Below are 26,339 nucleotides of genomic sequence, written 5' to 3' on the forward strand. Positions count from 1 at the left end.
GAGAGGTGATTGCCGTCATGGTCGGCCAGAAGAAGAATGGTCATGATAGTTGCTCCTGTTCCAACCCGATTACAGCACGCCGGCTTCGTTTTTCAGCTTGTCGATGAGTTCGGCGACCGACTTGACCTTGACGCCGGCCTTGCGGCCGGACGGCTCCTCGGTCTTCAAGACCTTCAGCCGCGGCGTCGTGTCGACACCGAAATCGGCCGGGCTCTTCTTGTCGAGCGGCTTCTTCTTCGCCTTCATGATGTTCGGCAGCGAGGCATAACGCGGCTCGTTCAGGCGAAGATCGGTGGTCACCACCGCCGGCAGCTTGATCTCGATCGTCTGCAGGCCGCCGTCGACCTCGCGGGTGACGGTCGCCTTGCCGTCACCGATCTCGATCTTCGAGGCGAAGGTTGCCTGGGCCGAACCCAGCAATGCCGCCAGCATCTGGCCGGTCTGGTTGGAATCGTCGTCGATCGCCTGCTTGCCCGTGATGATCAGCCCCGGTTGCTCGGCATCGGCGACCGCTTTGAGGATCTTGGCGACAGCGAGCGGCTCGACCTGATCGTCGGTCTCGACCAGGATCGCCCGGTCGGCGCCCATGGCGAGCGCGGTGCGCAGCGTCTCCTCGGCCTTGGCCGGACCGATCGAGACGACCACCACTTCCTCGGCCTTGCCGGCCTCCTTCAGCCGCAGCGCCTCTTCCACCGAGATCTCGTCGAACGGGTTCATCGACATCTTCACATTGGCAAGCTCGACACCCGTGCCATCCGGCTTCACCCGGATCTTCACGTTGTAGTCGACAACCCGTTTGACGGGCACGAGAATCTTCATCTGCAATCCCCTTTGTTATTCCGAATGCTGATCCCTATAGCGCCGGACGTCTTTTCAGATGCGCACAGGACCCTGCAAGGTTGAATCTGCGCATCGCGCTAGTGCGGCCGTTCGGCAAGCAACGCCCAGAAGGCAAAGAGCGGCGTGTCGACCGACCTCATGGCATGTTTGATCCCTGGGACATTATAGAACGATCCGCCGATGCCAGGCGAAAACCAGTTCCCATCCCCCTGCCTGAACTCCCCCTCGGAAAGCACGAGATAGACCTCCTCCGGCGCATGATCATGATCCGGATAACGCACATGCGGCGCCATCAAGGTCACCCCGAGCCACAAGTCGCTCCGCTCCTCCAATCCGCCGGGGCCGATGATCATCGCATTGGCATGCCCACCGGCAAAATTGTCGCTCGCCGAGTGGTCATACTTGGTGCGCCGATGCCATTCAAGCATTGGCTCGATGCCTTTGAACGCCTCGATCAATCGTCCTAGCGAAGGATCATAGGAGCTATCAATCGCGAGCGCCACATCAAGGTAAGCGCAGACCGGCAACCGGCTTCCGCCGCCCGCACGTGCGGTCCCCGGGTGCCCCAGGGCCGCGAGAAACTGCCGGATCGAGCGCCGGGCTTCCGGGGCTGTCGCAAACCTCTGGAAAGCCTGAGACGCTGCGTCCAGGAAAAGCTGCAGGCTATCCCCGCGTAAATTCATGCCATCCCCTCCCTAGAACAGACGATCTTAGCCCGGCCAGCCGGTAGCCTCTGCTGCAATCATATATCTTTTGCGAGACGCAGGCCGTCATAGACGGCGGCATGCGTATTGCGCGCAGCGACAGCGTCGCCGATCCGGAACAGCTGGAATTTGCCCTCGGGATTGCGAACGACCGACTGCGGTTCGCCGGCCAGAAGCTGGTCGTGCGACATCTCGCCGAGGTTACTCGAACTGGGTTTCAGCTCGAAATAGAGCTCATCGAGCGGAATGGTCCCGTGATTGACGATGATCTGATCGTAGCTGCTTTGCTTGGCAATCCCGCCGTAATCGCTGCCGACATGGGCGACAAGCTGATTGCCGCTCTTTTCGACCGCCTCCAGGCGATAGGTGACGGTGAAGGTCACGTCATGCTTCTGAAGGGAGCGCATATAGGGCACGAGGTTCATGGCCATCACCTCCGGCGCAAAGGACCGGTCGGGCGTCATGATCTCGACCTTGGCGCCTGCCTTGGCGAGAAATTCCGCCGCCTGGAGGCCGGCATGGTCGCCGGCATCGTCAAAAATCAGGACGTTGGTGCCAGGCTTCACGTCGCCGGAGATAATGTCCCATGAGGAGACCACCAGCTCGTTGCCCCTCGAAAGAACTTCGGTATGCGGCAGGCCGCCGGTCGCGATAACGACGACATCGGGGTTTTCGGCCTCGATCGTGTCGGCTTCCGCCCAGGTGTTGAAGTGGAAGGTCACGTCGTATTTCTCGCACTGGCTCATGCGCCAGTCGATGATGCTGATCATCTCCCTGCGGCGCTCGCTCTGGGCGGTGAGGCGGATCTGGCCGCCGGGATTGTTCGCCGCTTCGAAAACGACGACCTTGTGACCGCGTTCCCCGGCGACACGCGCGGCCTCAAGACCGGCCGGACCGGCGCCGACGATAACCACCTTCTTCTTCACATCGGCCTTCGCCAGGATATGCGGCATGGTCAGTTCGCGGCCGGTGGCGGCATTGTGGATGCAGTAGGCGGTTCCGCCCTGATAGATGCGGTCGAGACAGTAATTGGCGCCGACGCAGGGCCGAATTTCCTCTTCCCGCTTTTCGATGATCTTGCGAACGATGTGCGGGTCGGTCATGTGGGCGCGGGTCATTCCGACCATGTCGACCTTGCCGGCCGCGATCGCGTGGCGGGCCGTGGCGACATCCGGGATTTTCGCCGCATGAAAGGTCGGAAAATCGGTCGCGGCGCGAATTTCGCCGGCGAAATCGAGATGCGGGGAATTCGCCATTCCCTGGATCGGGATCACGTCTGTCAGACCGGCGTCGGTATCGATGTGGCCGCGGATCACGTTCAGGTAATCGATGAGGCCGCTCTCCTTCAGTCGCTTGGAGATTTCGATGCCTTCGGCCTTGCCCGTACCGCCGGGAAGACATTCGTCGGCAGTATAGCGCAGGCCGAGAATGAAATTGTCACCCACCCTTTTCCGGATCGCCTTGAACACGTCGAAACAGAAGCGCAGACGATTGTCGAGCGAACCGCCATAGGGGCCATCGAGCTCATTGGTGAGCGGAGACACGAATTGGTCGATCAGGTGGCCGTAGGCCTCGAGTTCGACACCGTCCATGCCGCCCGCCTTCATGCGCTCGGCCGCATCGGCGAAATCCTTGATGATGCGCTCGATGTCCCAGTCTTCCAGCTTCTTCGGGAAGGCGCGATGGGAGGCCTCGCGATGATGCGACGGCGCCACAACCGGCAGCCAATCGCCCTTGTCCCAGCGCGTGCGCCGGCCGAGATGGGTGAGCTGGATCATGATCGCCGCCCCCTCCTCGTGCACCGCATCGGTCATTTCCCTGATCCAGGGCACGATCTCGTCCTTATAGGCGAGCAGGTTATTGAAAACCGGCGGGCTGTCCTTGGAAACGGCCGCCGAACCTGCCGTCATCGTCAGGGCTACCCCGCCCTTTGCCCGTTCCACCGTATAGGCGCGGTACCTTTCCTTCGGCATACCGTCTTCCGGATAGGCCGGCTCGTGCGAGGTGACGATGATACGGTTGCGCAGCTTCAGATGCTTGAGCTGGTAGGGCTGAAGGAGGGGATCATTCGACATGGGCCGTGGTTCCGATTAAAAACGACAGGGGGACGCTAAGCGCAATGTACATATGTGTCAACGCAGAAAACACACTGGTCGCTGTTTTGGACACATATGTACATTTTTCTTGTGCGCCGCCTCGTGATTTGATAGGAGATAATTCATGGATCAGGCTTTGAATGACACTGGCTGGCGCGGATCGCAGGAGGGGTGGCTGGAAGCAGCTTACCACTCCCTGCTCGAATCGGGCGTTGACTCGGTGAAAATTCTGCCGCTGGCGAAGAAGCTCAATCTCTCGCGAACGAGCTTCTACTGGTTCTTCAAGGATCGGGAGGAATTGCTGAGCGCATTGGTGGCGCGGTGGCGCGACAAAAACACCGGCAACATCATCAAGCAGTCCGAGGCTTACGCGGAATCGCTGGCCGAGGCGATGCTCAACGTCTTCGATTGTTGGCTCAACACCGATCTCTTCGACGCGAAATTCGAGTTCGCCATCCGCAGCTGGGCGCTGCAGTCGGACGAGCTCTTGGCTGAGGTTCAGCAGGCCGACCAGATCCGACTCGAGGCGCTGAAGCGCATGTTTATGCGGTTCGGGATACCAGAAACGACATCAGATGTCAGAGCGCGAACAACATACCTCGTGCAGATCGGGTACATCTCCATGCAGTCAAGGGAGGATATCGCCGTCCGCATGAAACGGATTCCGGAGTATATTGCGATCTACACGGGCGAAGTGCCACAGCAGAGAGAGCTTGACCGCTTCTTCTCTCGGCACGGCTATAGGCCCAGTTAGAGGAAGGCCGGAGATGAGCGTTTCCTTGAGGATCGGTATAATCGGTGGTGGCGGCTGGCTTGGCGGGGCAATCGCCGGCTCGATCATTGATGCCGGCCTGGTTGATTCTCGAAATCTTTGCCTCTCCTATCGCGCCGAGCAGCCGTGCCGCTTCCCGAACTCCTCCTGGACTTCGGACAATCAGGCGCTTGCCGACCGCTCCGACGTGATCATTCTCTCCGTTCGCCCCGCTGACTGGCATGGCCTGAGGGTCGATGCCGGCGGCAAACTGGTCGTATCAGTCATGGCAGGCATCCGACTGGACGCCCTCTCAGAACGCCATAACACCGGTCGCGTCGTCCGCGCGCTGCCGAACGCTGCCGCCGAAGTGGCCAGATCCTATACGCCCTGGATCGGCGCGAGCGGTGTCACGGCAGATGACCGGGCCATTGTCGGCGCCATTTTCGAGGCTTGCGGGGCACAGGACGAAGTCGCGAGCGAAAGCGACATCGACTACCTCACGGGCCTATCCGGATCCGGTCCGGCATTTCCGGCGCTGCTCGCTGCCGCCATGATGAGCGACGCCGTCGCCCATGGCCTTTCGGCCGAGATTGCGCGGCGCGCCGTCAATACGGTGGTGGTCGGCGCCGGCCACCTGCTGGAACGTCGCGACGAATCTCCTGGCGATACCGTTGCGGCCTTTCTCGACTATCGCGGCACCACCGCGGCAGCCATCGTAGGCATGCGCGACGCCGGGTTCGAGGCTGCGGTGGCAGATGGACTATCGGCAGCATTCAAGAAATCGGTGAGTATGGGAGACGCTTCCTGACGACCGTTGAGGGTGGGTACTGCGGCACCCCACCTGGCTCGATCAGCCGCTAAATAGAGGGAACGAGAATGAAGAAACTACTTGCATCGACATGTTTGACGTTCGGCCTGCTTGGCGGCGCGTCGTTTGCCAGCGCTGCCGAATGCGGCACCGTCACCATCGCCAGCATGAACTGGCAGAGCGCCGAAGTTCTCTCCAACTTGGACAAGTTCATCCTGAACGAAGGTTACGGCTGCAGCGCCGACATCACCGTCGGCGACACCGTCCCGACGATCACGTCCATGGCCGAAAAGGGTCAGCCTGATATTGCTCCTGAAGCCTGGATCGATCTGCTGCCTGATGTCGTCAAGAAGGGCACGGAAGAAGGCCGCATCGTGCAGGTCGGCTCGCCGCTGCCGGACGGCGGCGTGCAGGGCTGGTGGATTCCGAAATATCTCGCCGACGCCCATCCCGACATCAAGACCATCGGCGACGTGCTGAAGCATCCGGAACTTTTCCCTGATCCGGAGGACCCGAAGAAGGGCGCCATCGTCAACGGCCCGCAGGGCTGGGGCGGCACGGTTGTCACCTCGCAGCTCTATAAGGCCTTCGGCGCAGAGAAGGCCGGCTTCACGCTCGTCGACACCGGCTCTGCCGCCGGCCTCGATGGTTCGATCGCCAAGGCCTATGAACGCAAGGAAGGCTGGGTCGGCTACTACTGGGCACCGACCGCGCTGCTCGGCAAGTATCAGATGGTCAAGCTCGAAGCCGGCGTGCCGGAGGATTCGGCCGAATGGAAGCGTTGCATCACCGTCGCCGACTGCCCCGATCCGAAGCCCGCTTCGTGGCCTGTCGATCACGTCGTGACCCTCGTCGCAAAGCCCTTTTCTGAAAAGGTCGGGCCCGAGGTCATGGATTATCTGAAGAAGCGCTCCTGGAGCAACGACACGGTCAACAAGCTGATGGCGTGGATGACCGACAACCAGGCGACCGGCGAAGACGGTGCCAAGCACTTCCTGGAAGAAAACAAGGACATCTGGACCAAGTGGGTCTCGCCGGAGGCCGCCGCGAAGATCGAAGCTGCTCTCTAAAGCCAAAAATTGCGGTGCGCCAAAAGCGCACCGCTTCTCACGCGCCGACAAAATCAAAAAGACTGCCACGGCTGTTTGACGAAAGGGGAACCGAGATGGAATGGTTTTACAAATTCCCGCACATGAATGATGACGCGCTTCGCAACCTGAAGAAGGCGATCGACGACGGCTTTCGCGGATTTACCCGCAGCTATGGCGACGGCATCGAAAGCCTGTTCGTGCCGCTGCAGCATTTCCTCATCGCCGCCGAGCGCTTCATGACGCAGACGCCGTGGCCGATCATCACCGCGATCATCCTCGCCATCGCCTGGTTTGCCAGCCGCAGCCTGAAGGTTGTCGCTGGCTGTCTGGTAACGCTGATGCTGATCGGCTATTTCGATATGTGGGACGACACGATGCGGACGGTCTCGATGATCTTCGTCTGCACGGTTCTTTCCATCGCCATCGGCATCCCGATCGGCATCCTGATGGCCCGCTCCGACCGGCTGCAGCGCATCGTCAATCCTATCCTCGACGTCATGCAGACCATGCCGAGCTTCGTCTACCTCATCCCGGTCGTCATGCTGCTCGGCATCGGCAAGGTGCCCGGCCTGATCGCCGTCGTCATCTACGCCATCCCGCCGATGATCCGCCTGACCGATCTCGGCATCCGGCTCGTCGACAAGGACGTGCTCGAAGCTGCCGACGCTTTCGGCACCTCGCGGTCGCAGAAGCTGTTCAAGGTGCAGCTGCCGCTGGCGCTGCCGACCATCATGGCCGGCATCAACCAGACGATCATGATGGCGCTCGCCATGGTGGTTATCGCCTCGATGATCGGCGTCCAGGGCCTTGGCCAGCCGGTGCTGAAAGCAATCGCCAACCAGTACTTCACGCTGGGCATTTTCAATGGCCTTGCCATCGTCGGCATCGCCATCATCTTCGACCGGGTCAGCCAGGCATATGGCAAAAGGCTCCAGAAGCATCGGGAGACCGTCCATGGCTGAGCAGCATTTCGGCGGCATCAAGATCCGCCACCTCTACAAGATCTTCGGCCCCAACCCCGCCGCCCATGTCGAGGCGGTGCAGAAGGGCCTGACGAAGACCGAGCTCAATCAGAAGTACGGCCACGTCCTCGGCCTCCGGGATATCAATATCGAGATCCCCTCCGGGGGCATCCAGGTCGTGATGGGCCTTTCGGGATCGGGCAAATCGACGCTGATCCGCCACATCAACCGGCTGATCGACCCGACATCCGGCGAAGTCCTGGTCGACGGCGTCGACGTCGTGAAGATGAATGAAACCGAATTGCGGACGTTCCGTCGGCAGCAGACGGCGATGGTGTTTCAGAAGTTTGCGCTTCTGCCGCACCGCAACGTCCTCGACAACACTATCTTTGGCCTCGAAGTGCAGGGCATGGAGCGGGCCAAAGCCATCGATATCGCCATGCGCTGGCTGGAGCGGGTCGGGCTCAAGGGCTTCGAGCAGCGCTATCCCAACCAGCTTTCCGGCGGCATGCAGCAGCGTGTCGGCCTGGCGCGGGCGCTTGCCAACGATGCGCCGGTGCTTCTGATGGACGAGGCCTATTCGGCCCTCGACCCACTGATCCGCACGGATATGCAGACGGTGCTTCTCGACATCCAGAAGGAAATCAAGAAGACCATCGTCTTCATCACCCACGATCTCGACGAGGCGCTGCGCCTCGGCGACCAGATCGCCATCCTGCGCGACGGCGAAGTCATCCAGCAGGGCACCAGCCAGGACATCGTGCTGCGCCCGGCCGACGAATACATCGCCAATTTCGTCAAGGAAGTGAACCGGGGACGGGTCGTCCAAGTCGAAGCCGTCATGACGCCGCTGCACGCCGGTGCGGCGCCCGTCGGCTTGGCGATTGCGGCCGGAACGACGGTCGAAGAAGCCGTCCGGATGCTAGCCTCGACGCCGGCCGACGATGCCAGGGTGGTTTCACCATCGGGAGAAACCCTGGGGCTCGTCACCTTCCGCCAACTAGCCGGCGCGATGGTGAACTCGCATGAGGTGGCCGTCCGGCGCGACAACACCCTTTCGGTCGCACTCTGAAGCTTAGCGCGGCGTCTCTCGGCTCGGTCGGCGACACCGATATTCGGTGCGCCGCTATGCATACAACCGGATCGTCTTCGGGGCGCATTTGGCAACAGGGCACGGGGTGCTTGGTGACCAGCACGTCGCCTATTATGCCGATCGCGTCATCGGGCGGCGCCGGGATAGTCTTGGCCGAGCCGATGCCTGTTCTACCGCCGCTGTGCTTTGTCGCGGCGACAACAGCGTTATTCCTCATTCAAAAAGGCAACGACCGCAATCAGGCAAACTGGTGCGGTCGCCAGCTCTACCACGTCGGCGCGTATGGCGATTCAGCAATTCGTACCGCACCAGGCAACCTCTGCTTTCTACGAGGCCGGCGAGTCGCATTGGAGCTCTGATGCCCAGTGGCAAAGTCGCCAGAGCAATGCGCCGGCCTATACATTTTGCGCAGGACCAGTCCAGACTGCGTAGCGAAAAGCCGATCGACCGACAATATCGACGTGCGACAATTGCTCCATGGCTCCCGAACACTAAAGTAATCGTGACCGGGGCCATGATGGTCGACGGTCTGAAGCACCCCCCCTGTCGATAACCCCAAATGATGGGAGGGGCTCATCCATACGCACTCCATCCCGTGCGTATGACAACTGCCTGTCAGCCTGCCGAAGGCTATCTCGAGCGGTCCACTTTAGAACCTTCGGCAGGCGACTTTCGCATGGCGCGTCGGAGCGCCGTCTGCGCAAGCTGGCTAATCGTTTCACCATCGGATTATCACCAAGCGGCATCGCCAAGGCTTGCCAAGGACTGCCGGTTCTGTCAGATCCTGCCGACCGGCCAGGAAAGTCCGACCGATGGGCATTGTCGATATTAAAAAATTTCCCTTTTTCAGCATCTGCCAGGTTCGCTGCCGACTCGAATTCGCTTGGCCGAACAGCTTTCGACGTCCGCATCAGGTCGAAGCTTCGCCGCTGCGCCGCCACCTGCTGCGCTGAGCCCTCATTTTCGCTAATATACGAACCGGGCTCGCCCTTCCTCCCGTCCATTAGGCCCTGACGAAAGCGCGGAGGAAAAGGCGATGTCAGCAACTGTGACCAGAAAGAGGGACGTACATCATCTCCATATTAGCGACGCCTCGCGTCATATTGGATCAGAAGAATTTGCGGGAACAGCATGACGGAAAACAGCGCAAAGCCATTCTCCTTTCGATTCCATGGTTCGTCCTTCGACAACATGGTGGAAACGCTCGGCGGTGCGTTTGGCGCGTTTGATGCCGAGCCCGTCGGCCGCGCCAAGAACTTCCATTGGGGACTGGATTTTTCGGTTGCGAACAGCGCGGTCCTGCTGACCGGCTATCATGAGGCGGAGTTCCAGTTCAACATCGAGCCGACTGCCAGCACGGCCGAATATCTGTCGCTGGTCGTCCCGCGTCGCGGCGGCATGGGGGTGACCTATGGGACGCGCAAGGCAGAGGCCGGGCAAGGAAAATTGCTTCTATACAACAATTTCGAACCCGACAGCGTTCTCATGCATGGGCAAGGGAACGTCATCGACGAACTGCTGATCAACTGGCCCGTTATCCTTCAGACAATCGGCCAGACGTTCGAAATGCCGTTCAGCGGATCGCTCGACCTGCTGCCGGAACTGGACCTGTCGACACCGGTCGGCCGGACGATCGGCAATCTCACCGAAACGATCATATCAGGGATGCGCGACGACGGCCCCTTACTGCAATCGCCGATCGCCATGGCGCACATGACGCAGGCGCTGGCCGATCTGGTCGTGCGCATGGTGCCGCACCGGCTTTCGCATTTCCTCGACAAGGGGCCGGCGCTGATCGCTCCGAGACATGTGCGCAGGGCAATCGAGTTCATGCAGGCCAATATCGATCAGCCGATCACCATGCCGAAGGTGGCCGAAGCGGCCGGCGTCTCGAGCAGGGCGCTCGAAACGGGTTTCCGCGCCTTCAAGGGAACGTCTCCCGCCGCCTATCTGCTGATGCTTCGCCTGCGCGCGGCGCGCCAGGATTTGCTAGATCCCGAAAGCAAGGAGACGATGAAGGCCGTCTGCCTCAAATGGGGCTTCTTTCATTTCGGCCGCTTTTCCGCGGTCTATAAAACGACCTATGGGGAATACCCCTCAGACACGAGGAAGCGCGTGAGCGGTCGATAAGCCGGCCGGTATCGCCGACATCGCAACTCGCTGCAAAATATTGCGAGACCTGCTTCAGGACTTCGCCAATCTGTAGAACGCTCGCATCGTCCTCGGATCCCGCTTGACGATCTCAAGCGTGTCATCACGCTCGGCGAGCGCGTTGAGTTCCCGCAGCACGAGCGCATGCGCGATCCCCAGAGCGCGTGCGAAAGAGCGGCTGTCGGATGCGATCTCGAGCTCCGCTGCGACGAGCAGGCCGGCCTGTATCGAGGTCAGCCCGGTATCCCTGTCTTGCGCTGCAGCGACAAGGTCGAGAAATCGGCCGGCGTCGGATGCCTCTTCGCTCACGCGGCATTTCGCCGACGGAAGGAAACCATGATCGATTTCGAGGTCGGCGTGTCGCTTTCCTCGCCGGCGCTGCCAAGCGGCACGAGCACGTTCAGCTCGGGATAATAGCCGGCGATGCTGCCCCGCGGAATGTCATAGGGGACGAAGCGGAAATCCGGCGCGATGCGCTCGATACCGTCATCGTGCTCGCCGACCACATCGACGCGGTCGCCGGCCTCGGCATTCATCGCCTTCAGATCTTCAGGATTTATGAAGATGACCTGCCGCTCTCCGTAGACGCCGCGGTATCGATCGTCGAGGCCGTAGACCGTGGTATTGTACTGATCGTGCGAGCGGAACGTCTGCAGGGCGAAGCGTCTCTCGCTTTTTCGCGCGCGCTGATGCACCGTCTGCTCGGGAAGCGCCTGGCAGGAGAATGACGCTTTGCCAGTGGGCGTCTGCCACTGCCGATGGGCGGCGGCATTGCGCAGATAGAAACCGCGCGGTTTGCGCAGGCGCCTATTGTAATCCTCGAAGCCGGGAATGGTCGCCTCGATATGATCGCGGATGCGATCGTAATCCTCGGCAAGTTCCGCCCAGTCGACCACGGAAGGGCCGACCGTCGCATGCGCAATGCCGGCAATGATGGCGACTTCCGAGAGAAGATGCGGTGAAGCCGGACGATTGATGCCGGCGGAACCATGCACCATGCTCATCGAATCCTCGACGCTCACGAGCTGGGAATTGCCGGCAGCGTTGAGGTCCATCTCGGTCCGTCCGAGGCACGGCAGGATAAAGGCCGCCTCGCCGGGCATCAGATGCGAATGGTTCGGCTTGGTAGCGATATGCACCGTCAGTTTCAGCCGCCGAAGCGCTTTCTCGACGAGGGTGCTGTCGGGTGTGGCGCGAGCGAAATTGCCGCCAAGCCCGATGAAGGCCTCGGCCGAGCCGTCGAGCATCGCCCCGATCGCGGCAAGCACGTTGTGGCCGTGCCGGCGCGGGACAGTGAAGCGGAAATGCGTCTCCAGCGCATCGAGGAAATCGTCCGACGGCTGTTCGTTGATGCCGACAGTTCGGTCGCCCTGCACGTTGGAATGGCCGCGCACCGGGCAGAGGCCGGCGCCGGGCCGGCCGATATTGCCGCGCAGGAACATGAAGTTGGCAATCTCTCGGATCGTCGCCACCGAATGCAGATGCTGCGTCACGCCCATCGCCCAGGTGCAGATGACCCGTTCGGCAGCGATATAGACATCGGCCGCCCGTTCGATATCCTCTCGGCTCAACCCCGATTGATCTTCGATGTCGGCCCAGCTCGTCGCCTCCACAGCCGCCCGGTATTCGGCAAAACCTGCGCAATGTTCGACAAGAAAGGCATGATCGAGAACCGGCGGCAGACCGGAGGCGACGGCCGCGTCTTCCGCAGCCAGCACGGCCTTCGCCATCCCCCGCACCGCGGCCATGTCGCCGCCGAGTTGCGGCTGGAGATAATGGCTGGCTATATCGGTCGAACCGCCCCGCAGCATTTCGATCTTGTCCTGCGGATCGGAGAAGCGCTCCAGGCCGCGCTCGCGGATCGGATTGAAGACGACGATGCGCGCGCCGCGAAGCGCTGCCCGGCGCAGGTCGCCGAGCATTCTCGGATGGTTCGTGCCGGGGTTCTGTCCGATCACGAAAATCGCGTCGGCCTTCTCGAAATCCTCCAGCAGAACGGTGCCCTTGCCGACGCCGACCGCCTGGCGCATGGCGATGCCGCTGGCCTCGTGGCACATGTTGGAGCAATCGGGAAAATTATTGGTGCCGTAGACGCGCACGAATAACTGATAGAGGAAGGCGGCCTCGTTGCTGGCCCGGCCTGATGTATAGAATTCCGCACGATCGGGATTATCGAGGCCCTTGAGAATGCTGCCGATCTCGGCAAAGGCATCCTCCCATGCCACCGGCAGGTAGCGGTCGCTTATTGAATCGTAGCGCATGGGGTGGGTAAGGCGGCCGTTGAGCTCAAGCTCGTAATCCGACAGCCGGCGAAGCTCGGATACCGTGTTTTCCGCGAAGAAAGCCGGCGTTGCCCGCTTCTCCGTTGCTTCCCAGGCGACGGCCTTGACCCCGTTCTCGCAGAACTCGAACGACGATCCGTGCTCCGGATCGCCCCAAGCGCAGCCCGGGCAATCGAACCCATCCGGCTGGTTCGCTTTCAGCATCGTTCGCGCCCCGGCGATCGGCGTCCCGCTTTGAAGCAACTGCTTCCCGCAGCTCGTCAAAGCACCCCAGCCTCCGGCCGCCGCCGATTTCTTGCCAATGAATTTTGTGTCCATGCGCCCGTGTATTGTCGAAGCGGGACAAACATCAAGGCCATACAAGCGATGGTTTGATAGAAAAATCCTATCAAGCGCCGCGCAGTCGGGGGAGGTGAACAGGATTTCGGTCTAACCGGTTTCCTTCAGCGCATGCCCGTTCTCTCGCGAATGGGCCAGGATGCGATTGCGGCCTTGCGTCTTGGCCTCGTAGAGCGCGGTATCGGCCTCGGCGAGCAGCCGGTTCGGGCTGGCGCGCAGTGTTGCTCCGGTCGCACAGGATATACCGATACTGGCTGTGACCCGCCCGAATTCGCTGCCGGAATGAAGGATATTCTCCCTGGTCAGGCGACGGGCGAATTGCTCGGCGACGATCATTGCCCCCTTGGCGCTGGTATCGGGAAGGAACACCACGAATTCCTCGCCACCATAGCGCGCGACGATGTCCGCCGGCCGGCTGACCGATTGGCGCAGACATTTGCTGACGACGCGCAGGCACTGGTCTCCGGCCGGATGCCCATAGGTATCGTTATAGGCCTTGAAGCGGTCGATATCGACCATCAGCAGGCTGAACGGCGTGTTTCTCCGGGCGCTGCCCGCGGTCTCACGCGCGAAGATTTCATCGAAGGTGCGGCGATTGACGATGCCGGTCAGCCCGTCGGTCTCGGCCAGATTCTTTAGCTGTTCCGCCGTCAGCCTGAGCGCGATTTCTGCCTGCTTCGTCGCCGTGATGTCCGAGACGACAGCCATCGCCGTGCCGTCATCTGCAAGTCGTGTCCGGATGCTGCGCCAGTCGCCGTTGTGAAGCTGAACCTCTTCGTCCTTGTTGCTGTGCAGGGAAGCTGTGGCGGCCTTGATCCACTCTTCCACATCGCCTTCCGGGATACCCTGCCGCTCACCGGTTTCGACGACGCGGCGCAGGATGTCGCTGATATGGGCGCCGACCACCCGGGCATCTCCAGATAGCGGAAAGGCGCTGCGGTACTGATCGTTGCAGAAGACAAGAAAACCCCTGCTATCGTACATGGCGATACCATCGGACATGCCGGCCATGGCATGCGACAAGAGGTTCTTGCTTTCGCGCAATTCCCGCTCCAGCGCCGTGCGTTCGGTCACATCACGTGTCACGCCGGCAAGGCCGATCACCCGGCCCTGCCTGTCCCGGAGCGGCACCTTGGAGGCAAGCAGGAATCTGCCTTCAATATATTCGGTGGAATCGATCAGTGGCAATCCAGTGTCTATGACCTGCTGCTCGAGATAATAGAGTTCCTCGGCGAGCGGCCGCGACATCAGATTGAAATCCGACAATCCGATCATCTCCGCCGTCGTTCTGAAACGGAAGAGGCGGGTCATGTTTTCATTGACGGTGATGAACCGGCTGTTTCGGTCCTTCACATAGAGATAGTCGGGCGATTGCGAAAATGCTGTGACCAGAATGCTGCGTTCCAACTCCCATTGCCGCGTTTTCAAGAGGACGAAACCGCCCAGCACGGTCGCCAGACAATTCAAAGCCGTCAGCGGAAAACCGACGCCGGCCAGCACATGAGCGGTCACGAGAGTGGGAAGTAGGGCCATTGATGCGACCAGCGCGCCGCCGAGGGCAAGGCTCAGCACAACAACGTCCGTGAAACCGGGAGATCTCTTGCGCGTCCAAACATGACCGGCCACACCGATGCCGGCGGTGATAGCGATTGTGACGATCCCGTCGATCATTGCCGTGCCGCCGACGGCAAAGCGAAAGGCGGCGGCCAGTGAAGCTGCAAAAGCCGCAGCGATCGGCCCCCCGAACATGCCGGCCAATGCAAGCGGTGCAAATCGCAGATCGATATAGATCCCGGGATCAAATTCGATGGCGAGCAATGTGGATCCGATGGAGGCGCCGCCGGCTATGATTCCGAAGGCGATCCTCTCCTGCATGAAGGACCGACGCTGAAACTGAATCGAAAAGAGCGCCCAGAGCGACATTGCCAAGGATACGAAGGAAAGGTTGCCACCAAAATGTGTCCAGATGCCATTCACTGCGTTGGATCCACCTTCCAAACCATGTAACGAACCTGTCATACGACGATACTGGTTTGAGCTTCGTTAAACCTGAGGGCCGACGCCTCGTTCGCTGGCAAATGCACCGAAATATTCAAGCTTTCGACGCATAAGGAAGGCACAACTAGAATCAGTTGCTGCGAGGTTGGCGGTGAAGGGTTCCTGCCGAGCCCATCGCTTGCCTGCCGCCATCCGATATGCCCGCCTCTTGCAAGTCGTTGCCGGCGAAAGCGCCCGGCGCCGCGCCGCTGAGGGCGGCCACGTAGTGGATGAAATTTCCAACCTGCGGTTCGATTCCACTCCAGATGCGTTATTATCTAGAATGCAGCGGAGCGCGCGGCGGCGGCGAGAAATGCTACCCACAATATTGCTGAGGAGTTCTCCATCATCTTCTTGCGGGCATGATGCCGACACCGGCGCTCGTGCGTGACCGACATCATTTCTGCCCACGCGAGGCGACCAACCAAAGCCGTTCAGGCACAGCGCATTTGTTCGAGCGGGAACGGCAAGATGAACATAGGAGCGCGGACGACATGAAGACGCGACATTGGGATCGCAGGGGAAACGGCGGCCTCACCTTTACCGAACTCGGATTTGGCACCGCGCCGCTCGGCAATCTCTATCGGGCTATAAGCGATGAGGAAGCAGCAGCCGTGGTGGATGCAGCGTGGCAATATGGCATCCGTTACTTCGACACCGCACCGCTCTACGGGCTTGGCCTTGCGGAAAGGCGCGTCGGCCGTTTCCTTGCGAGGAAAAAGCGCGAAGACTTCGTGGTTTCGACAAAAGTTGGCCGCATCATGAAGGTCTGCCGACCCGATGAGCGGACCGGCATCGGCAAATTCTTTGATACGCCCAATCGCAGAGAGGTTTTCGACTACAGCTATGATGGAGTCATGCGATCGCTGGAAGCATCCTTCGAACGCACGGGTCTCGACAGCTTCGATATTCTGTTCGTGCACGATCTCGACGTCTTCAATCACGGCACGCCGGAAGCCTGCGACCATTACGTCGAGCAATTCATGACCGGTGGATATCACGCAATGATCTCGTTACGCGATCAGGGCGTCGTGAAGGCCATCGGCGGCGGGATCAACGAGTGGGAGATGTGTCAGACGCTCGCCGAACGAGGGGATTTTGATCTGTTCCTGCTTGCCGGACGCTATACATTGCTTGAGCAGGACGCCTTGGAATCCTTTCTCCCCATGTGCGAAGCCCGCGATATCGGTATAGTGCTCGGCGCTCCCTATAATTCCGGCATTCTGGCCACAGGACCGATTCCTGGCGCACAATACAATTATTCCGACGCCCCGTCAGAGATCCTCGACCGAGTTCGGCGAATAGAACAGGTCTGCCGAGAACACCACGTCGCTCTGGCAGACGCTGCTCTCAATTTTCCGCTCAATCATCCAGCCGTCGTTTCGGTCATCCCCGGTGGTCAGTCGGTTGATCAGGTAACATCAAACCACCGCGCGCGAAACACGCCCATTCCCTGCGAGCTGTGGGAGGAGCTGAAAGCGCTGGGTTTGATGCGGGTTGACGCGCCCGTCCGCGAAGACTCCGGGCGCTGACGTTACAGAGGCCAGGGAATTGCCGCGGTAACACGAAGGACGACCGCAATCCCCTGCCCGCGCAGAGGACCGCGCCTCCCAAAGCCCTGCCGCAACATCCGACCTAGGTCCGATGCGCGGAACAAAGCGGACCGTGCCGCTTTTCTGGTCCACCTGTAACAAGGAGAAGCATTATGAAAAGCATTATTCTCGCAGCGGCAATCAGCTGCATCGCTGGCTCGGCCTTTGCCGACGGTGCGGTCACGGGCATGGTCGGCGGTGCCGCGACCGGCGCCATCGTCGGCGGCCCGATCGGCGCCGGGGTTGGCGCCGTGGTAGGTGGCGTAACGGGCAGCGTGATCGATCCTCCGCCCGCCCAGGTGGTAACCTATGTCCAGCAGGCTCCGGCCCCGGCCGAGCAGGTGATCGTCCGGGAACCGGTGAAAGTGGGCGTTGCGCTGCCTGCTGACGTCGTGGTCACTCCGGTCCCCGACAATCCTAAGTATGGCTATGTCGTCATGGGCCAGGAGCGCGTGATCGTCGAGCCGCAGACCCGCAGGGTGGTGCAGATCATCGAGTAGTGGCATCCGGCGGTTTGAGAGTGACAATTCCCCGGATGCTTGCGGGCGTCGGCTTAGCCGGCGCCCGCTCATTTTGACGAGCGGGAGGCTCAGTGCGACCTCCGGCATGGAGCTTTTGCAGTTTAGTAAGCCTCATCTAATTTACGCTTAAGTTTTAGTTAAAATACGATTCACTCTGTTTGCAGGTGACAAGAGACGTTTTGGCGGTTGACGCGTTAACGCGCTATGCAGCAACAGACCTACCGCCGATGGCAGATCTCCGCCGAAAACGCGACAAGTTACCGCGCCAAATTCAAGCTGGCGACGGAGATCGTGAAATCTGACATGTCGTCTCGCGAGATCCGGCGAGCCGCCCGGCGTGTCGTTCGTGCGCTTGAGACCGTAATCGATCTTCCCATTGCCAGCGCCGATATCCTGAGAAAGGCACACGAGCGCTTTGGAGTATTGACGGAACTCCTGCTGTCAACAACCGATCCTAAGGCCAGTAACGAAAAGAACTATCCGGAGATTCTCATTCTCTGCATTGACCGCGACAGCGAACCAGTCGGACTTTGGCCGTGAAGGGCTGGAAGACCCGGCTCCGCGGCCTTCATTTCCACCGCGTTTGTCGGCGGCGCTGTCGCCGGGAGACTCCTGGCGACAGCCGCGACGAGTGGCGCCTGTTTCGAGCTTGTGCGCCGAACAAGCCCAGTTTAGGATCGAACAGACCTCTGGAAGACTCTCGCCAGCCGTTCCGCGAATTTGCGGGGATCTTCCGGCCGGTCGCCGTCCAGAATGCGCGCCTGGTCGAGCAGCAAGAATGTTGCGTCCTCCTGGTAAGAGGCATCGTTCTCGACCGCAGCAACAGCTCTGACCAAAGGATGTGCCGGGTTGATTTCCAGAATAGGCTTGGCGGCGCCTTGGAGACGACCTGCATTCTGCAGAATCTTTTCCATCTGCCTGTCATAACCATCCTCCGGCGCAACGAGGCAGACGGCGCTCTCCGTCAGCCGGTCGGATGCACGGACATCGGCGACTTGAGCGGCCAGTTTCTCCCTGGCGAAGCCGATGAACGTCGCCAAGCCGGCGCTATCCTGTTCCTGCGGTATTTGACCATCGGCGGTTGGAAAGCGTGAAAGATCCGCAGCTCCTTGCGTGATGGACTTGAATACCTTGCCTTCGAACTCCGGTGCGTTCACCACCCAGAAGCTGTCGACCGAGTCGGTCAACAGCAGCACTTCGATGCCGCGCGCCCGAAAGCCTTCCAGCTGTGGCGATGCCTTCAACTGGTCGACGCTGCTACCGGCAAGATAGTAGACGGCATTTTGGCCTTCTTTGGCGTCTTTGACGTATTCGGCCAACGAACGGTAGCCGTCGACCGACGTCGAGGTGCGAAAGCGCGCAAGCGCCATCAGTTGCGTGCGCCGTTCGTAGTCTTCGTAAACGCCTTCCTTCAAGACAGCTCCGAAGTTCTCCCAGAACTTGAGGTAGGTCTCAGGCTCGCTATCGGCCAATTTTTCGATCGCGGTGATGACCCGATTCGTGACGCCTTTGCGGATCGCCGCCAGGATCGAGCTTTCCTGGATCATTTCGCGAGAAACGTTGAGCGGCAGATCGGCCGTGTCGACCAGCCCCCTGACAAAGCGGAGATATCTCGGCATCAGTTCCGCGTCGTCGGTGATGTAGACGCGCTTGACATAAAGCTTCATCCTCCCCTTGCGCTCCGGGTCAAACATGTCGAACGGCTGTGTTCCCGGCACAAACGCCAGAGCCGTGTATTCATGCCGGCCTTCGGCACGGAAGTGCACGGTGAGGGCAGGCTCGTCGTATTGACCGGACACCCCGCGGTAGAAGTCGGTATATTCTTCCTTGCTGACTTCGCTCTTCGATTTTGTCCATAGCGCAGTGCCGTCGGTAATCTGGACGGGTTCGCTGTCCGGCTTTTCGATAAGGCGGATTGCGACGGGAACATGACCGGATTGCTCTTTGACGATCCGCTCGACGGTCCACCTGGAAGTGTATTTCTTGGCATCTTCCATCAGATGCAGGACAATGCGCGTGCCGCGCTCCGGCGCCTCGGCAAGATCTACCGGGCCGACGCTGTAACTGCCCTTGCCGTCGGAGGACCATTTCGAGGCTTGATCCGAGCCGGCGTGGCGGGAGACAACATCGACCCGATCCGCAACCATGAAGCATGAATAGAAGCCGACGCCGAATTGCCCGATCAGTTGAGCGCCTTCACCGCCCTTGCTCGCTGCTATGCGATCCATGAAAGCCCGGGTTCCCGACCTCGCAATCGTCCCGAGGGCCTCGATCATTTCGTCTCGTTGCATCCCGATGCCGTTGTCCTCCACGACGAGCCGTCGGTTCTCTTCGTCGAGCGACAGCGTGATACGGCTCTCGGCATCAGATCCCAGCAGCGCCGGTGTCTCGATCGCCTCGTACCGAAGCTTCTCGCAGGCATCGGCTGCATTCGAGATCAACTCGCGTAGAAAGACGTCCTTGTCCGAGTAGACGGAGTGGACCATCATATGCAAAAGGCGGGCGACATCGGCCTCGAAGACGTGGCTTTCGACATTCTGTTCGACACTTGTCGTCATGTGCTTGGATTCCCCACAAGATACGGAATTTTTCCGCCGATCAATTGGCGAAACCGGGCGCAAAATTCAAGGGCTGAAGCGGATGCAAAGCGCGCGAAGCATGCTGCGCCGCTGCACTGCCGAGCCTCTGACAGACGGTCCAATGGCATATGTTGATATGTTGTTCTTGGATCGCGCCGATTGGCCGTGGCTGCGGTGGGAACTAACTCGGCGTTGTGCGGTTGGTAGGCAAGTCGAAGCTCTCTTCGCCAAGGAGCATGCCATGGCTATCTTTTCCGCCAGAAGTCGCGACGCGGCCGCCTATCCCATACAGTCGCTCTTTATCCCATTTCCCTTCGTCTGCTTTACGCTCGCGTTGGCGACCGATATCGCCTTCTGGCAAAGCGGCAATCTGATGTGGCAAAACTTCTCAGCTTGGCTGCTGTTTGCCGGCCTCGTTTTCGGAGCGCTTGCAATTCTGGTGGGAGTCTTCGATCTGCTGCGTCCGCGGACTCGGCCTTTGCGGCCGACCTTCCTGTCCGCCCTCCTATACCTCTTGATATTGGTGCTTGCGGTCACAAACAGCCTTGTGCATGCCGGCGATGGCTGGACCGCGGTGGTCCCCTACGGGCTGGCGCTGTCGGCTGTCACCTTCTTGTTGTGCCTGGTGACTGCGGCCGTGTCTGCTCGCAAGTATGCCCGACTGGCCTGGAGAGTGTGATGATGAAGACCCATATCCTCGCCGCGTCGATCCTGTCGATAGCGAGTAGCATCGGCCTCGCGGCCTATGCGCAGAGCGAAAATTTCGATATCTCCACGCAGATCGGACCTAATCCAGTGCTGCCCGAGCCGGCCACGTCTCTGCTCGCTGATCTGAAGGTGGCGGAGATCGTTGGTTGGAAAGAAGGCGAGACGCCGGCGGTCGCGGATGGTTTGAAAATCACTGCGTTTGCCAAGGACCTCGCCAATCCGCGCACCGTGCACACCCTGCCGAATGGCGACGTGCTGGTCATTCAATCCCGGGGTCCATCCGGCGAGTCAAGATCACGGCCAAAGGATTTCATACGGGGCTGGATCATGTCGATCGCTCATGGCGATAGTGGCGGCCAGCAGAAGGAAAGCAATCTGATCACGCTGCTGCGCGACACGGACCGTGACGGCATTGTAGATGAGAGGCACGATCTCCTGAAAAAACTGGAGTCGCCCTTCGGCGTGGCTTGGATAGACAATACGCTTTATGTCGCCTCGACCAGCGCCATTCTCGCCTATCCCTATTCACTCGGGCAGAATGAGATAACCGCCCCGCCGAAATTATTGACGCCTCTGCCAGGCGGCCCGATCAACCATCACTGGACAAAGGATCTTGCGCTCAGCCCGGACGGAAAGATGCTGTACGTTTCAGTTGGTTCGAATTCGAACATCGCCGAAAATGGTCTCGAAGCGGAGAAGGGTCGCGCCGCGATCTGGCAGGTTGACCGGAACACCGGCGCCGCGCGCGTCTTCGCCTCCGGTTTGCGCAATCCAAACGGCCTCACCTTCAACCCCGATAACGGCATCCTCTGGACTGTCGTCAATGAACGTGATGAGCTGGGTCCGAACCTCGTTCCCGACTACATGACGTCGGTCGAGGATGGCGGCTTCTACGGCTGGCCCTGGAGCTATTATGGCAAGCACGTCGATCCGCGCGTACACCCGTCGCGTCCCGAGATGGTCGATAAGGCGATCCCGCCGAAATATGCCCTGTCCAGCCACGTTGCAGCCCTCGGGCTGACCTTCTCCAAGAATTCGGCGCTGCCGGCCGCCTACGCCAACGGCGCCTTCATCGGCGAGCACGGCAGTTGGAACCGGGGCAGCTTCAACGGTTACAAGGTGGTCTACGTGCCGTTCGAAAATGGCCAGCCTTCAGGCAAAGCGCAGGATGTGGTAACGGGCTTTATCCAGGGAGATAAGGCGAAGGGACGGCCAGTCGGCGTCGGCATCGACGGTACAGGAGCACTGCTTGTGGCCGATGACAGCGGCAACACCGTATGGCGCGTCGCTTCGGCCGACGGCAAGGTCACCCCTCAACCGATCGGTACAGATCAGGTTTCGATTAATTCCGCCGCAGCGACCCCTATTGGCAACAATCCCGCGGTCGGAACGGAAACGACAGGATCAACTGCTCAACCCCGGACGCCGCTGGCCGCGCCCGGAGCTCCGTCAACCGATACCGAAATGAACCCAAGGAAAGACGACGCGCTCCAGCCTCCACACATGCAGATCGCCCCAGCGACAGGTCCCGAACTCTGACGGCACTTAGGTGACAGGGATGTGACATCGCACAAGACGTGGGCGGCGTTCACCGGCATCAGCCGCGCAGCACTTCAACGCTTCGATGATGAAGCCGCATATGGGTCACGCAGGCGGAAGGATCCCGTCCCGGTCAGCTCCTCCTAATCGACCCGCTTCAGGTCTTTGGGAACGTCATATCCCGATCCGCCGTACTGCAGCCGGTGCTTGTCGATCGTCGTCTTATCTTCTCTGTTGCAATCATTATTCGTTCCGACCCTATTGACGGATGTCGTCGTTTTCTCGGTGACAACGATGTCGGCAACCGTGGCTTTCGCTGATGGAACCATCGAAAGCGTGCGCGTGGTTTCGCTAAACTCACCGGCGCAGACGGTATCCCATTCTCCGTGATTTTCACCGACGACGATGTTGTCGAGAACCGGTTTCAGCCCATCACCTTCGATCGCGAAGAGCCATAAGGTCGTTTCACCGAATGGATTGGCACGCGAGCTGACTTCCAGCGAAACACGCAGGCCGAAAGCCGTTCTCTTCGGAGCGAGCTGATAGCGTGCGGTATCGAAGGCGACGCTTCTTACCCGAACGGCGTCATCGGACATCAGGCCGCCAAGACGCAGCCGCTGCCTTAATTGCAGGTTGCTGCTGTCGACGACGAGCAGTTCGATATCACCTTCGTTTTCCGAATCCGACTGCTTTGTCATCAACGGAACCGCAATCAGCGTCAGCTGGGGCTGAGCCGGCCAAACCCGGCAGATCACCGCATGCGGATCGCCATCAACACTATCCCTCTTGGATAGCGTGATGGTTGTCCCCTCGAACAGAAGAGTACCATCATCGGCGTTTGTCGCGCTCGGATAGGCCCGCCGAATGATGTCTGCCGCACGGCCGGCGCATTCATTCTGTTCCGCCGATGCCGCCGGAGCGCCGAGCCCGATCAGGACGATCGGCGCGAAGAACAAGGTTCGGACGTTCGAAAACCGCTTCATATTGATCCTCAGCAAAACCAGCCATGCAAAGCGTGACCTCCAGCATACCGATTCCACCAAAGCCAGGCGCACGTCAATTCTCAACCAGACGATCGCGTCTGATCGTGCGAACAGCTTCGAAATGGCCAAAGGGTCCTCGACCACCTTCCCATATTCTACAATACGCACCCAGCTAACCCGATTCGGGTGCTGCCCTGCCGACCGAACCAGGCCGCCCCTCGGCTTTACGCTGACGGGTGCTTCAGACGACAGTGCCGCTCGGAATGCTCTCCTGGATCGCGCTCGACGAAATTCCTCGCTGGCCGTGGTAGGCACGTCCGTGCATGTGCACCTGTCATCCTGTCATCCACCATTGCGATGGGTACGCCTTCAACGCAGGCAGAGGACTGAGTTATACGGTCGAGGACCTAGATAGACCATCGGGCAAATACCTATGCTCTTTGGGTGTGACTGAGCGGGCGACCATCGGGAACTCCACCTCTGCGAACCGGTCCGCGATTCTATCGAGCCGGACTAAACGCGGAAAACTGATCGCATCAACTGCCACCGCCCAGAGCAAGAATGACAGAGCAGTACCAATTGCACGCAAAAATCAATCGTGACAGGTCAGAGGCGCACCGCTGTGGCCAATTGGCAACCCTTGCGGCGGAACCAAATCCTCAGCCGGTCTGTTCGTCAGGAATACGCCTTTCGAGTCATTGCGGATGATTAAATGGCCTTGCACATCAAAAGGATCTACCAGCCAAAGGACGACAAGGACGGCACGCGCATCCTGGTCGACAGGCTTTGGCCACGCGGGCTGAGCAAGCGGGATGCGGCGGTCGATATCTGGCTGAAGGATATCGCTCCGAGCCCGGCGCTGCGCCGATGGTTCGGCCACGATCCGGCCAAATGGACTGAATTCCAGCGCCGCTACCGCGACGAACTCGAAAAGAATTCATCCGCCGTGGAAGACCTTAAACGCCATATCGGGAAATCGACCGCAACGCTTCTCTATGCGGCGAAAGACACGGAGCACAACCACGCGATCGTGCTTCAGCATTTTATCGGCAGGCGCTGACGAGCCGTTTTTGCCGAGGTCAAGAATCCGGGAACCTTTTGATCCGATCTGCATCCAATGCTCGCTTCCCAAGCGCACCATCGTCGCCGGAAGACGTTCCGTCCTGTAACATAAGGGAGACAGATCATGTTGAAACGAATTCTCGGCGCAGCCCTGATAGCGGCCTCGCTCGGCACCATCTCGATCGCCGGCGATGCCAAGCCGACCGACCCGGAAATCGCCCATATCGCCTATACGGCGGGCCAGATCGACGTCACCGCCGCGGAACAGGCGTTGAAGAAAAGCAAGAATGCCGAAGTCATCGAATTCGCCAAGACGATGGAGCGCGACCACAAGGCCGTCAACGATCAGGCCCTCGCCCTCGTCAAGAAGCTCAAGGTGACGCCTGAAGACAATGCCATCAGCCAGTCGCTATCGGCACAGGCGAACAAGGAACTGACAACGCTCAGCGCTCTCGACGGCGCGGCTTTCGACAAGGCCTATGTCGAAAACGAAGTCGCCTATCACAAGTCGGTCAACGATGCGCTTGCCAAGGTGCTGATCCCTTCGGCTCAGAACAAGGAGCTGAAGTCGCTGCTGGAAACGGGCCTGACTCTGTTCAAACAGCACCAGATGCATGCCGAACATCTTGCGTCGATGATGAAGTAGGCTTGCGATGAACCCGCTGATAAAAGCGCTACCGCTGGTGTTTATGCTGCTCTGGACAGGCAGCGACGCTGCCTCCGCCGCAGAATATCAGCTCACCATTGCAGGAATGAAATTCAGTGCGCCGCCTGCCGAACTGCATGTCGGCGATGTGATCGTCTGGCGAAACGATGATATATTCCGGCATACGGCAACGGCGCGCGACAAAAGCTTCGACATCGATTTGCCGCCGAAATCGGTAGACCGCATGACGATCAGCCGAGCGGGAGCGGTCGACTTCTACTGCCGCTTTCATCCCGCCATGACGGGCACACTGGGGATCCGGCCATAGGCCGGGCTCCCGGAAAGACGGGTAGCGGAGGTTTTTCATGACAGCCATTCCGAACACACGACATCGACCGCTTCTATCGAGGCTCACCGACGCGGACCTCGTGCCGCTGGCAAAAATCGGCGACGAGCCCGCCATCCGCGCCATCGTCCAGCGTCACAATCAGCGACTGTTCCGCACCGCGCGCGCCATCATCCGCAACGATGCGGAGGCGGAAGATGTCGTCCAGGCGTCTTACATCAAAGCCTTCGCCAACCTGTTGGCATTCCGGGGTGAGTCCGAGCTTTCGACATGGCTGACCCGAATCACGCTGAACGAGGCGCTGGGCCGGTTACGCGCGCAAAAGAACACCACTGGACTGGAGGAAATCGACATGCATGCGACGTCGGCGGGTGGCCAGGTCGTGCAGTTTCCGTCCTCGCTATCGGCGACAGATCCGGAAACCGAGCTGTCGCGAAGCCAGGCACGGCATTTCCTCGAACATGCGGTCGACGAACTGCCGGATGACTTTCGCGCCATATTCGTGCTGCGCGATGTCGAGGGCATGAGCACCGACGAGGCCGCATCCTATCTCGGCATAAGACCCGAAACCGCCAAGACCCGGCTGCACCGGGCGCGGAAGATGATGCGCCAGTCGATCGAAAAACGGCTCTCCGGCGCATTCTCGGCGCTGTTCCCCTTCGATGGTGCCCGCTGCGCTTTCATGGCCGACCGCGTCGTCACGGCGCTGCGGCAGACGTCCTGATAAGGAAGAATGCGGCCATATCCCTCCTGGGCCTATCCGCCGGCACTACCGGGCAGGCGCGTGGCTGATGCCGGCGAGACGGCAGCGAAGGAACAGGGTCCGAGTGAATGCAGAAGAACTGGACACCCGGCGATCCTACCCGCCGCACGAATCTTGGCGACGGCGCGGGCGACCTCGTCCATCACTACGATCCTACGCCCCCGCCGGCGAGCAGCAGGCTTGCAGCGCACCGCTCAATCTATCGAGTTCGTCCTAAACACTTCGGATCCGAGCGCGCGCCTGGAGCATCTGATCCAACTCCGGATCGTCGGATCATTCGCCTGCGATCTGCAGGTCACGAATATCATTCGAAGCGGTGGAAACCGGATTGGAAAGACGATGATTTCAGCCATTTGCATTCTTTGTTTCGTTGCTGTGGCGGACAGGAAACGTTCAAGTCTCCAGCGCTGATGGCTTAAGGGGATGCGGCGTGTTTCCCGATC

General features: G+C 60.0%; 25 protein-coding genes. 17 read left to right on the top strand and 8 right to left on the bottom strand.

The features are described from left to right. Positions 1-69: 69 nt before the first annotated feature. From GGI60_RS15110 to GGI60_RS15120, 3 genes are all read right to left on the bottom strand, one after another. A complete protein-coding gene (locus tag GGI60_RS15110) occupies positions 70-819 on the bottom strand; it encodes an electron transfer flavoprotein subunit beta/FixA family protein (protein WP_183917118.1) in 750 nt (249 codons plus the stop codon). Between the two features lie 98 nt (positions 820-917). Next, positions 918-1,523 carry a dimethylsulfoniopropionate lyase gene (locus GGI60_RS15115; protein WP_183934464.1) on the bottom strand — a complete coding sequence of 202 codons (606 nt, stop codon included), beginning with the start codon at positions 1,521-1,523 and terminating at the stop codon, positions 918-920. Positions 1,524-1,582: 59 nt separating this feature from the next. Continuing rightward, positions 1,583-3,619: an NADH:flavin oxidoreductase gene (locus GGI60_RS15120; protein WP_183934465.1), complete on the bottom strand. Its 2,037-nt coding sequence runs from the start codon at positions 3,617-3,619 to the stop codon at positions 1,583-1,585. 145 nt (positions 3,620-3,764) lie between these two features. Between GGI60_RS15120 and GGI60_RS15125 the strand changes: the two genes are divergently transcribed. From GGI60_RS15125 to GGI60_RS15160, 8 genes are all read left to right on the top strand, one after another. After that, complete coding sequence (locus GGI60_RS15125; protein WP_183934466.1) at positions 3,765-4,394, top strand: TetR/AcrR family transcriptional regulator; 630 nt, start codon at positions 3,765-3,767, stop codon at positions 4,392-4,394. A gap of 13 nt (positions 4,395-4,407) precedes the next feature. Next, complete coding sequence (locus GGI60_RS15130) at positions 4,408-5,202, top strand: pyrroline-5-carboxylate reductase (RefSeq protein WP_183934467.1); 795 nt, start codon at positions 4,408-4,410, stop codon at positions 5,200-5,202. Positions 5,203-5,270: 68 nt separating this feature from the next. Then, on the top strand, positions 5,271-6,272 hold the full coding sequence (locus GGI60_RS15135; protein WP_183934468.1) for an ABC transporter substrate-binding protein: 1,002 nt from the start codon (positions 5,271-5,273) through the stop codon (positions 6,270-6,272). Positions 6,273-6,367: 95 nt separating this feature from the next. Then, entirely contained in the window at positions 6,368-7,255 is an 888-nt protein-coding gene (locus tag GGI60_RS15140) for an ABC transporter permease (RefSeq protein WP_183934469.1), read from the top strand. Beyond that, complete coding sequence (locus GGI60_RS15145) at positions 7,248-8,327, top strand: glycine betaine/L-proline ABC transporter ATP-binding protein (RefSeq protein ID WP_183934470.1); 1,080 nt, start codon at positions 7,248-7,250, stop codon at positions 8,325-8,327. The genes GGI60_RS15140 and GGI60_RS15145 overlap by 8 nt, the downstream gene beginning before the upstream one ends. Positions 8,328-8,440: 113 nt before the next feature. Continuing rightward, entirely contained in the window at positions 8,441-8,707 is a 267-nt protein-coding gene (locus GGI60_RS15150) for a hypothetical protein (RefSeq protein ID WP_183934471.1), read from the top strand. Positions 8,708-9,160: 453 nt separating this feature from the next. Further along, positions 9,161-9,301: a hypothetical protein gene (locus GGI60_RS15155; protein ID WP_183934472.1), complete on the top strand. Its 141-nt coding sequence runs from the start codon at positions 9,161-9,163 to the stop codon at positions 9,299-9,301. A gap of 178 nt (positions 9,302-9,479) precedes the next feature. Then, positions 9,480-10,478, top strand: a complete 999-nt coding sequence (locus tag GGI60_RS15160; RefSeq protein ID WP_183934473.1) for an AraC family transcriptional regulator — start codon at positions 9,480-9,482, stop codon at positions 10,476-10,478. Between the two features lie 54 nt (positions 10,479-10,532). Here GGI60_RS15160 and GGI60_RS15165 read toward each other — a convergent pair whose 3' ends face one another. From GGI60_RS15165 to GGI60_RS15175, 3 genes are all read right to left on the bottom strand, one after another. Further along, positions 10,533-10,808: a hypothetical protein gene (locus tag GGI60_RS15165; protein WP_183934474.1), complete on the bottom strand. Its 276-nt coding sequence runs from the start codon at positions 10,806-10,808 to the stop codon at positions 10,533-10,535. Continuing rightward, positions 10,805-13,099 carry an FdhF/YdeP family oxidoreductase gene (locus tag GGI60_RS15170; RefSeq protein ID WP_183934475.1) on the bottom strand — a complete coding sequence of 765 codons (2,295 nt, stop codon included), beginning with the start codon at positions 13,097-13,099 and terminating at the stop codon, positions 10,805-10,807. Before GGI60_RS15170 ends, GGI60_RS15165 begins: the two co-directional genes overlap by 4 nt. A 111-nt stretch (positions 13,100-13,210) precedes the next feature. Beyond that, entirely contained in the window at positions 13,211-15,139 is a 1,929-nt protein-coding gene (locus tag GGI60_RS15175) for a diguanylate cyclase (RefSeq protein ID WP_183934476.1), read from the bottom strand. A 512-nt stretch (positions 15,140-15,651) separates the two neighbouring features. Here GGI60_RS15175 and GGI60_RS15180 point away from each other — a divergent pair. The 3 genes from GGI60_RS15180 to GGI60_RS15190 all read left to right on the top strand — a co-directional run bounded on the left by GGI60_RS15180 (position 15,652) and on the right by GGI60_RS15190 (position 17,810). Next, on the top strand, positions 15,652-16,689 hold the full coding sequence (locus tag GGI60_RS15180; RefSeq protein ID WP_183934818.1) for an aldo/keto reductase: 1,038 nt from the start codon (positions 15,652-15,654) through the stop codon (positions 16,687-16,689). 173 nt (positions 16,690-16,862) lie between these two features. Beyond that, a complete protein-coding gene (locus GGI60_RS15185) occupies positions 16,863-17,249 on the top strand; it encodes a DUF1236 domain-containing protein (RefSeq protein WP_210314472.1) in 387 nt (128 codons plus the stop codon). 225 nt (positions 17,250-17,474) lie between these two features. Further along, entirely contained in the window at positions 17,475-17,810 is a 336-nt protein-coding gene (locus tag GGI60_RS15190) for a hypothetical protein (protein ID WP_183934477.1), read from the top strand. Positions 17,811-17,941: 131 nt separating this feature from the next. Here GGI60_RS15190 and htpG read toward each other — a convergent pair whose 3' ends face one another. After that, positions 17,942-19,828, bottom strand: coding sequence for a molecular chaperone HtpG (gene htpG, locus GGI60_RS15195; protein WP_183934478.1), 1,887 nt, complete (start codon positions 19,826-19,828; stop codon positions 17,942-17,944). 262 nt (positions 19,829-20,090) lie between these two features. Here htpG and GGI60_RS15200 point away from each other — a divergent pair, with 262 nt between their 5' ends. Together GGI60_RS15200 and GGI60_RS15205 are read left to right on the top strand one after the other, a co-directional pair. Beyond that, a complete protein-coding gene (locus GGI60_RS15200) occupies positions 20,091-20,528 on the top strand; it encodes a DUF2231 domain-containing protein (RefSeq protein WP_183934479.1) in 438 nt (145 codons plus the stop codon). Beyond that, entirely contained in the window at positions 20,528-22,096 is a 1,569-nt protein-coding gene (locus GGI60_RS15205; protein ID WP_183934480.1) for a PQQ-dependent sugar dehydrogenase, read from the top strand. Before GGI60_RS15200 ends, GGI60_RS15205 begins: the two co-directional genes overlap by 1 nt. A gap of 143 nt (positions 22,097-22,239) precedes the next feature. Here GGI60_RS15205 and GGI60_RS15210 read toward each other — a convergent pair whose 3' ends face one another. Continuing rightward, positions 22,240-23,223, bottom strand: coding sequence for a hypothetical protein (locus GGI60_RS15210; protein ID WP_312865362.1), 984 nt, complete (start codon positions 23,221-23,223; stop codon positions 22,240-22,242). 568 nt (positions 23,224-23,791) lie between these two features. On the opposite strand from GGI60_RS15210, the gene GGI60_RS15215 reads away from it, so the two are divergent. The 4 genes from GGI60_RS15215 (at position 23,792) to GGI60_RS15230 (ending at position 25,857) form a co-directional block, all read left to right on the top strand. Beyond that, complete coding sequence (locus GGI60_RS15215) at positions 23,792-24,139, top strand: DUF488 domain-containing protein (RefSeq protein ID WP_183934481.1); 348 nt, start codon at positions 23,792-23,794, stop codon at positions 24,137-24,139. Positions 24,140-24,265: 126 nt separating this feature from the next. Then, complete coding sequence (locus tag GGI60_RS15220; RefSeq protein WP_183934482.1) at positions 24,266-24,787, top strand: DUF4142 domain-containing protein; 522 nt, start codon at positions 24,266-24,268, stop codon at positions 24,785-24,787. Between the two features lie 7 nt (positions 24,788-24,794). Beyond that, positions 24,795-25,115, top strand: coding sequence for a cupredoxin family copper-binding protein (locus tag GGI60_RS15225; RefSeq protein WP_183934483.1), 321 nt, complete (start codon positions 24,795-24,797; stop codon positions 25,113-25,115). A gap of 37 nt (positions 25,116-25,152) precedes the next feature. After that, the gene (locus GGI60_RS15230; RefSeq protein ID WP_183934484.1) at positions 25,153-25,857 is read left to right on the top strand and encodes an RNA polymerase sigma factor; all 705 of its coding nucleotides are present in this window, start codon (positions 25,153-25,155) and stop codon (positions 25,855-25,857) included. Positions 25,858-26,339: the final 482 nt, after the last annotated feature.

It is taken from the genome of Rhizobium lentis, assembly GCF_014200175.1.
GTDB classification, from domain to species: Bacteria; Pseudomonadota; Alphaproteobacteria; order Rhizobiales; family Rhizobiaceae; genus Rhizobium; species Rhizobium mulingense.

Coding starts and splice junctions, on each gene's coding strand:
- GGI60_RS15115 (WP_183934464.1), bottom strand. CDS start 1,523: ATGAATTTACGCGGGGATAGCCTGCAGCTTTTCCTGGACGCAGCGTCT.
- GGI60_RS15125 (WP_183934466.1), top strand. CDS start 3,765: ATGGATCAGGCTTTGAATGACACTGGCTGGCGCGGATCGCAGGAGGGG.
- GGI60_RS15160 (WP_183934473.1), top strand. CDS start 9,480: ATGACGGAAAACAGCGCAAAGCCATTCTCCTTTCGATTCCATGGTTCG.
- GGI60_RS15110 (WP_183917118.1), bottom strand. CDS start 819: ATGAAGATTCTCGTGCCCGTCAAACGGGTTGTCGACTACAACGTGAAG.
- GGI60_RS15185 (WP_210314472.1), top strand. CDS start 16,863: ATGAAAAGCATTATTCTCGCAGCGGCAATCAGCTGCATCGCTGGCTCG.
- GGI60_RS15225 (WP_183934483.1), top strand. CDS start 24,795: ATGAACCCGCTGATAAAAGCGCTACCGCTGGTGTTTATGCTGCTCTGG.
- GGI60_RS15215 (WP_183934481.1), top strand. CDS start 23,792: ATGGCCTTGCACATCAAAAGGATCTACCAGCCAAAGGACGACAAGGAC.
- GGI60_RS15230 (WP_183934484.1), top strand. CDS start 25,153: ATGACAGCCATTCCGAACACACGACATCGACCGCTTCTATCGAGGCTC.
- GGI60_RS15200 (WP_183934479.1), top strand. CDS start 20,091: ATGGCTATCTTTTCCGCCAGAAGTCGCGACGCGGCCGCCTATCCCATA.
- GGI60_RS15205 (WP_183934480.1), top strand. CDS start 20,528: ATGATGAAGACCCATATCCTCGCCGCGTCGATCCTGTCGATAGCGAGT.
- GGI60_RS15190 (WP_183934477.1), top strand. CDS start 17,475: ATGCAGCAACAGACCTACCGCCGATGGCAGATCTCCGCCGAAAACGCG.
- GGI60_RS15140 (WP_183934469.1), top strand. CDS start 6,368: ATGGAATGGTTTTACAAATTCCCGCACATGAATGATGACGCGCTTCGC.
- GGI60_RS15180 (WP_183934818.1), top strand. CDS start 15,652: ATGAAGACGCGACATTGGGATCGCAGGGGAAACGGCGGCCTCACCTTT.
- GGI60_RS15175 (WP_183934476.1), bottom strand. CDS start 15,139: ATGACAGGTTCGTTACATGGTTTGGAAGGTGGATCCAACGCAGTGAAT.
- GGI60_RS15145 (WP_183934470.1), top strand. CDS start 7,248: ATGGCTGAGCAGCATTTCGGCGGCATCAAGATCCGCCACCTCTACAAG.
- GGI60_RS15220 (WP_183934482.1), top strand. CDS start 24,266: ATGTTGAAACGAATTCTCGGCGCAGCCCTGATAGCGGCCTCGCTCGGC.
- GGI60_RS15135 (WP_183934468.1), top strand. CDS start 5,271: ATGAAGAAACTACTTGCATCGACATGTTTGACGTTCGGCCTGCTTGGC.
- GGI60_RS15170 (WP_183934475.1), bottom strand. CDS start 13,099: ATGGACACAAAATTCATTGGCAAGAAATCGGCGGCGGCCGGAGGCTGG.
- GGI60_RS15120 (WP_183934465.1), bottom strand. CDS start 3,619: ATGTCGAATGATCCCCTCCTTCAGCCCTACCAGCTCAAGCATCTGAAG.
- htpG (WP_183934478.1), bottom strand. CDS start 19,828: ATGACGACAAGTGTCGAACAGAATGTCGAAAGCCACGTCTTCGAGGCC.
- GGI60_RS15130 (WP_183934467.1), top strand. CDS start 4,408: ATGAGCGTTTCCTTGAGGATCGGTATAATCGGTGGTGGCGGCTGGCTT.
- GGI60_RS15155 (WP_183934472.1), top strand. CDS start 9,161: ATGGGCATTGTCGATATTAAAAAATTTCCCTTTTTCAGCATCTGCCAG.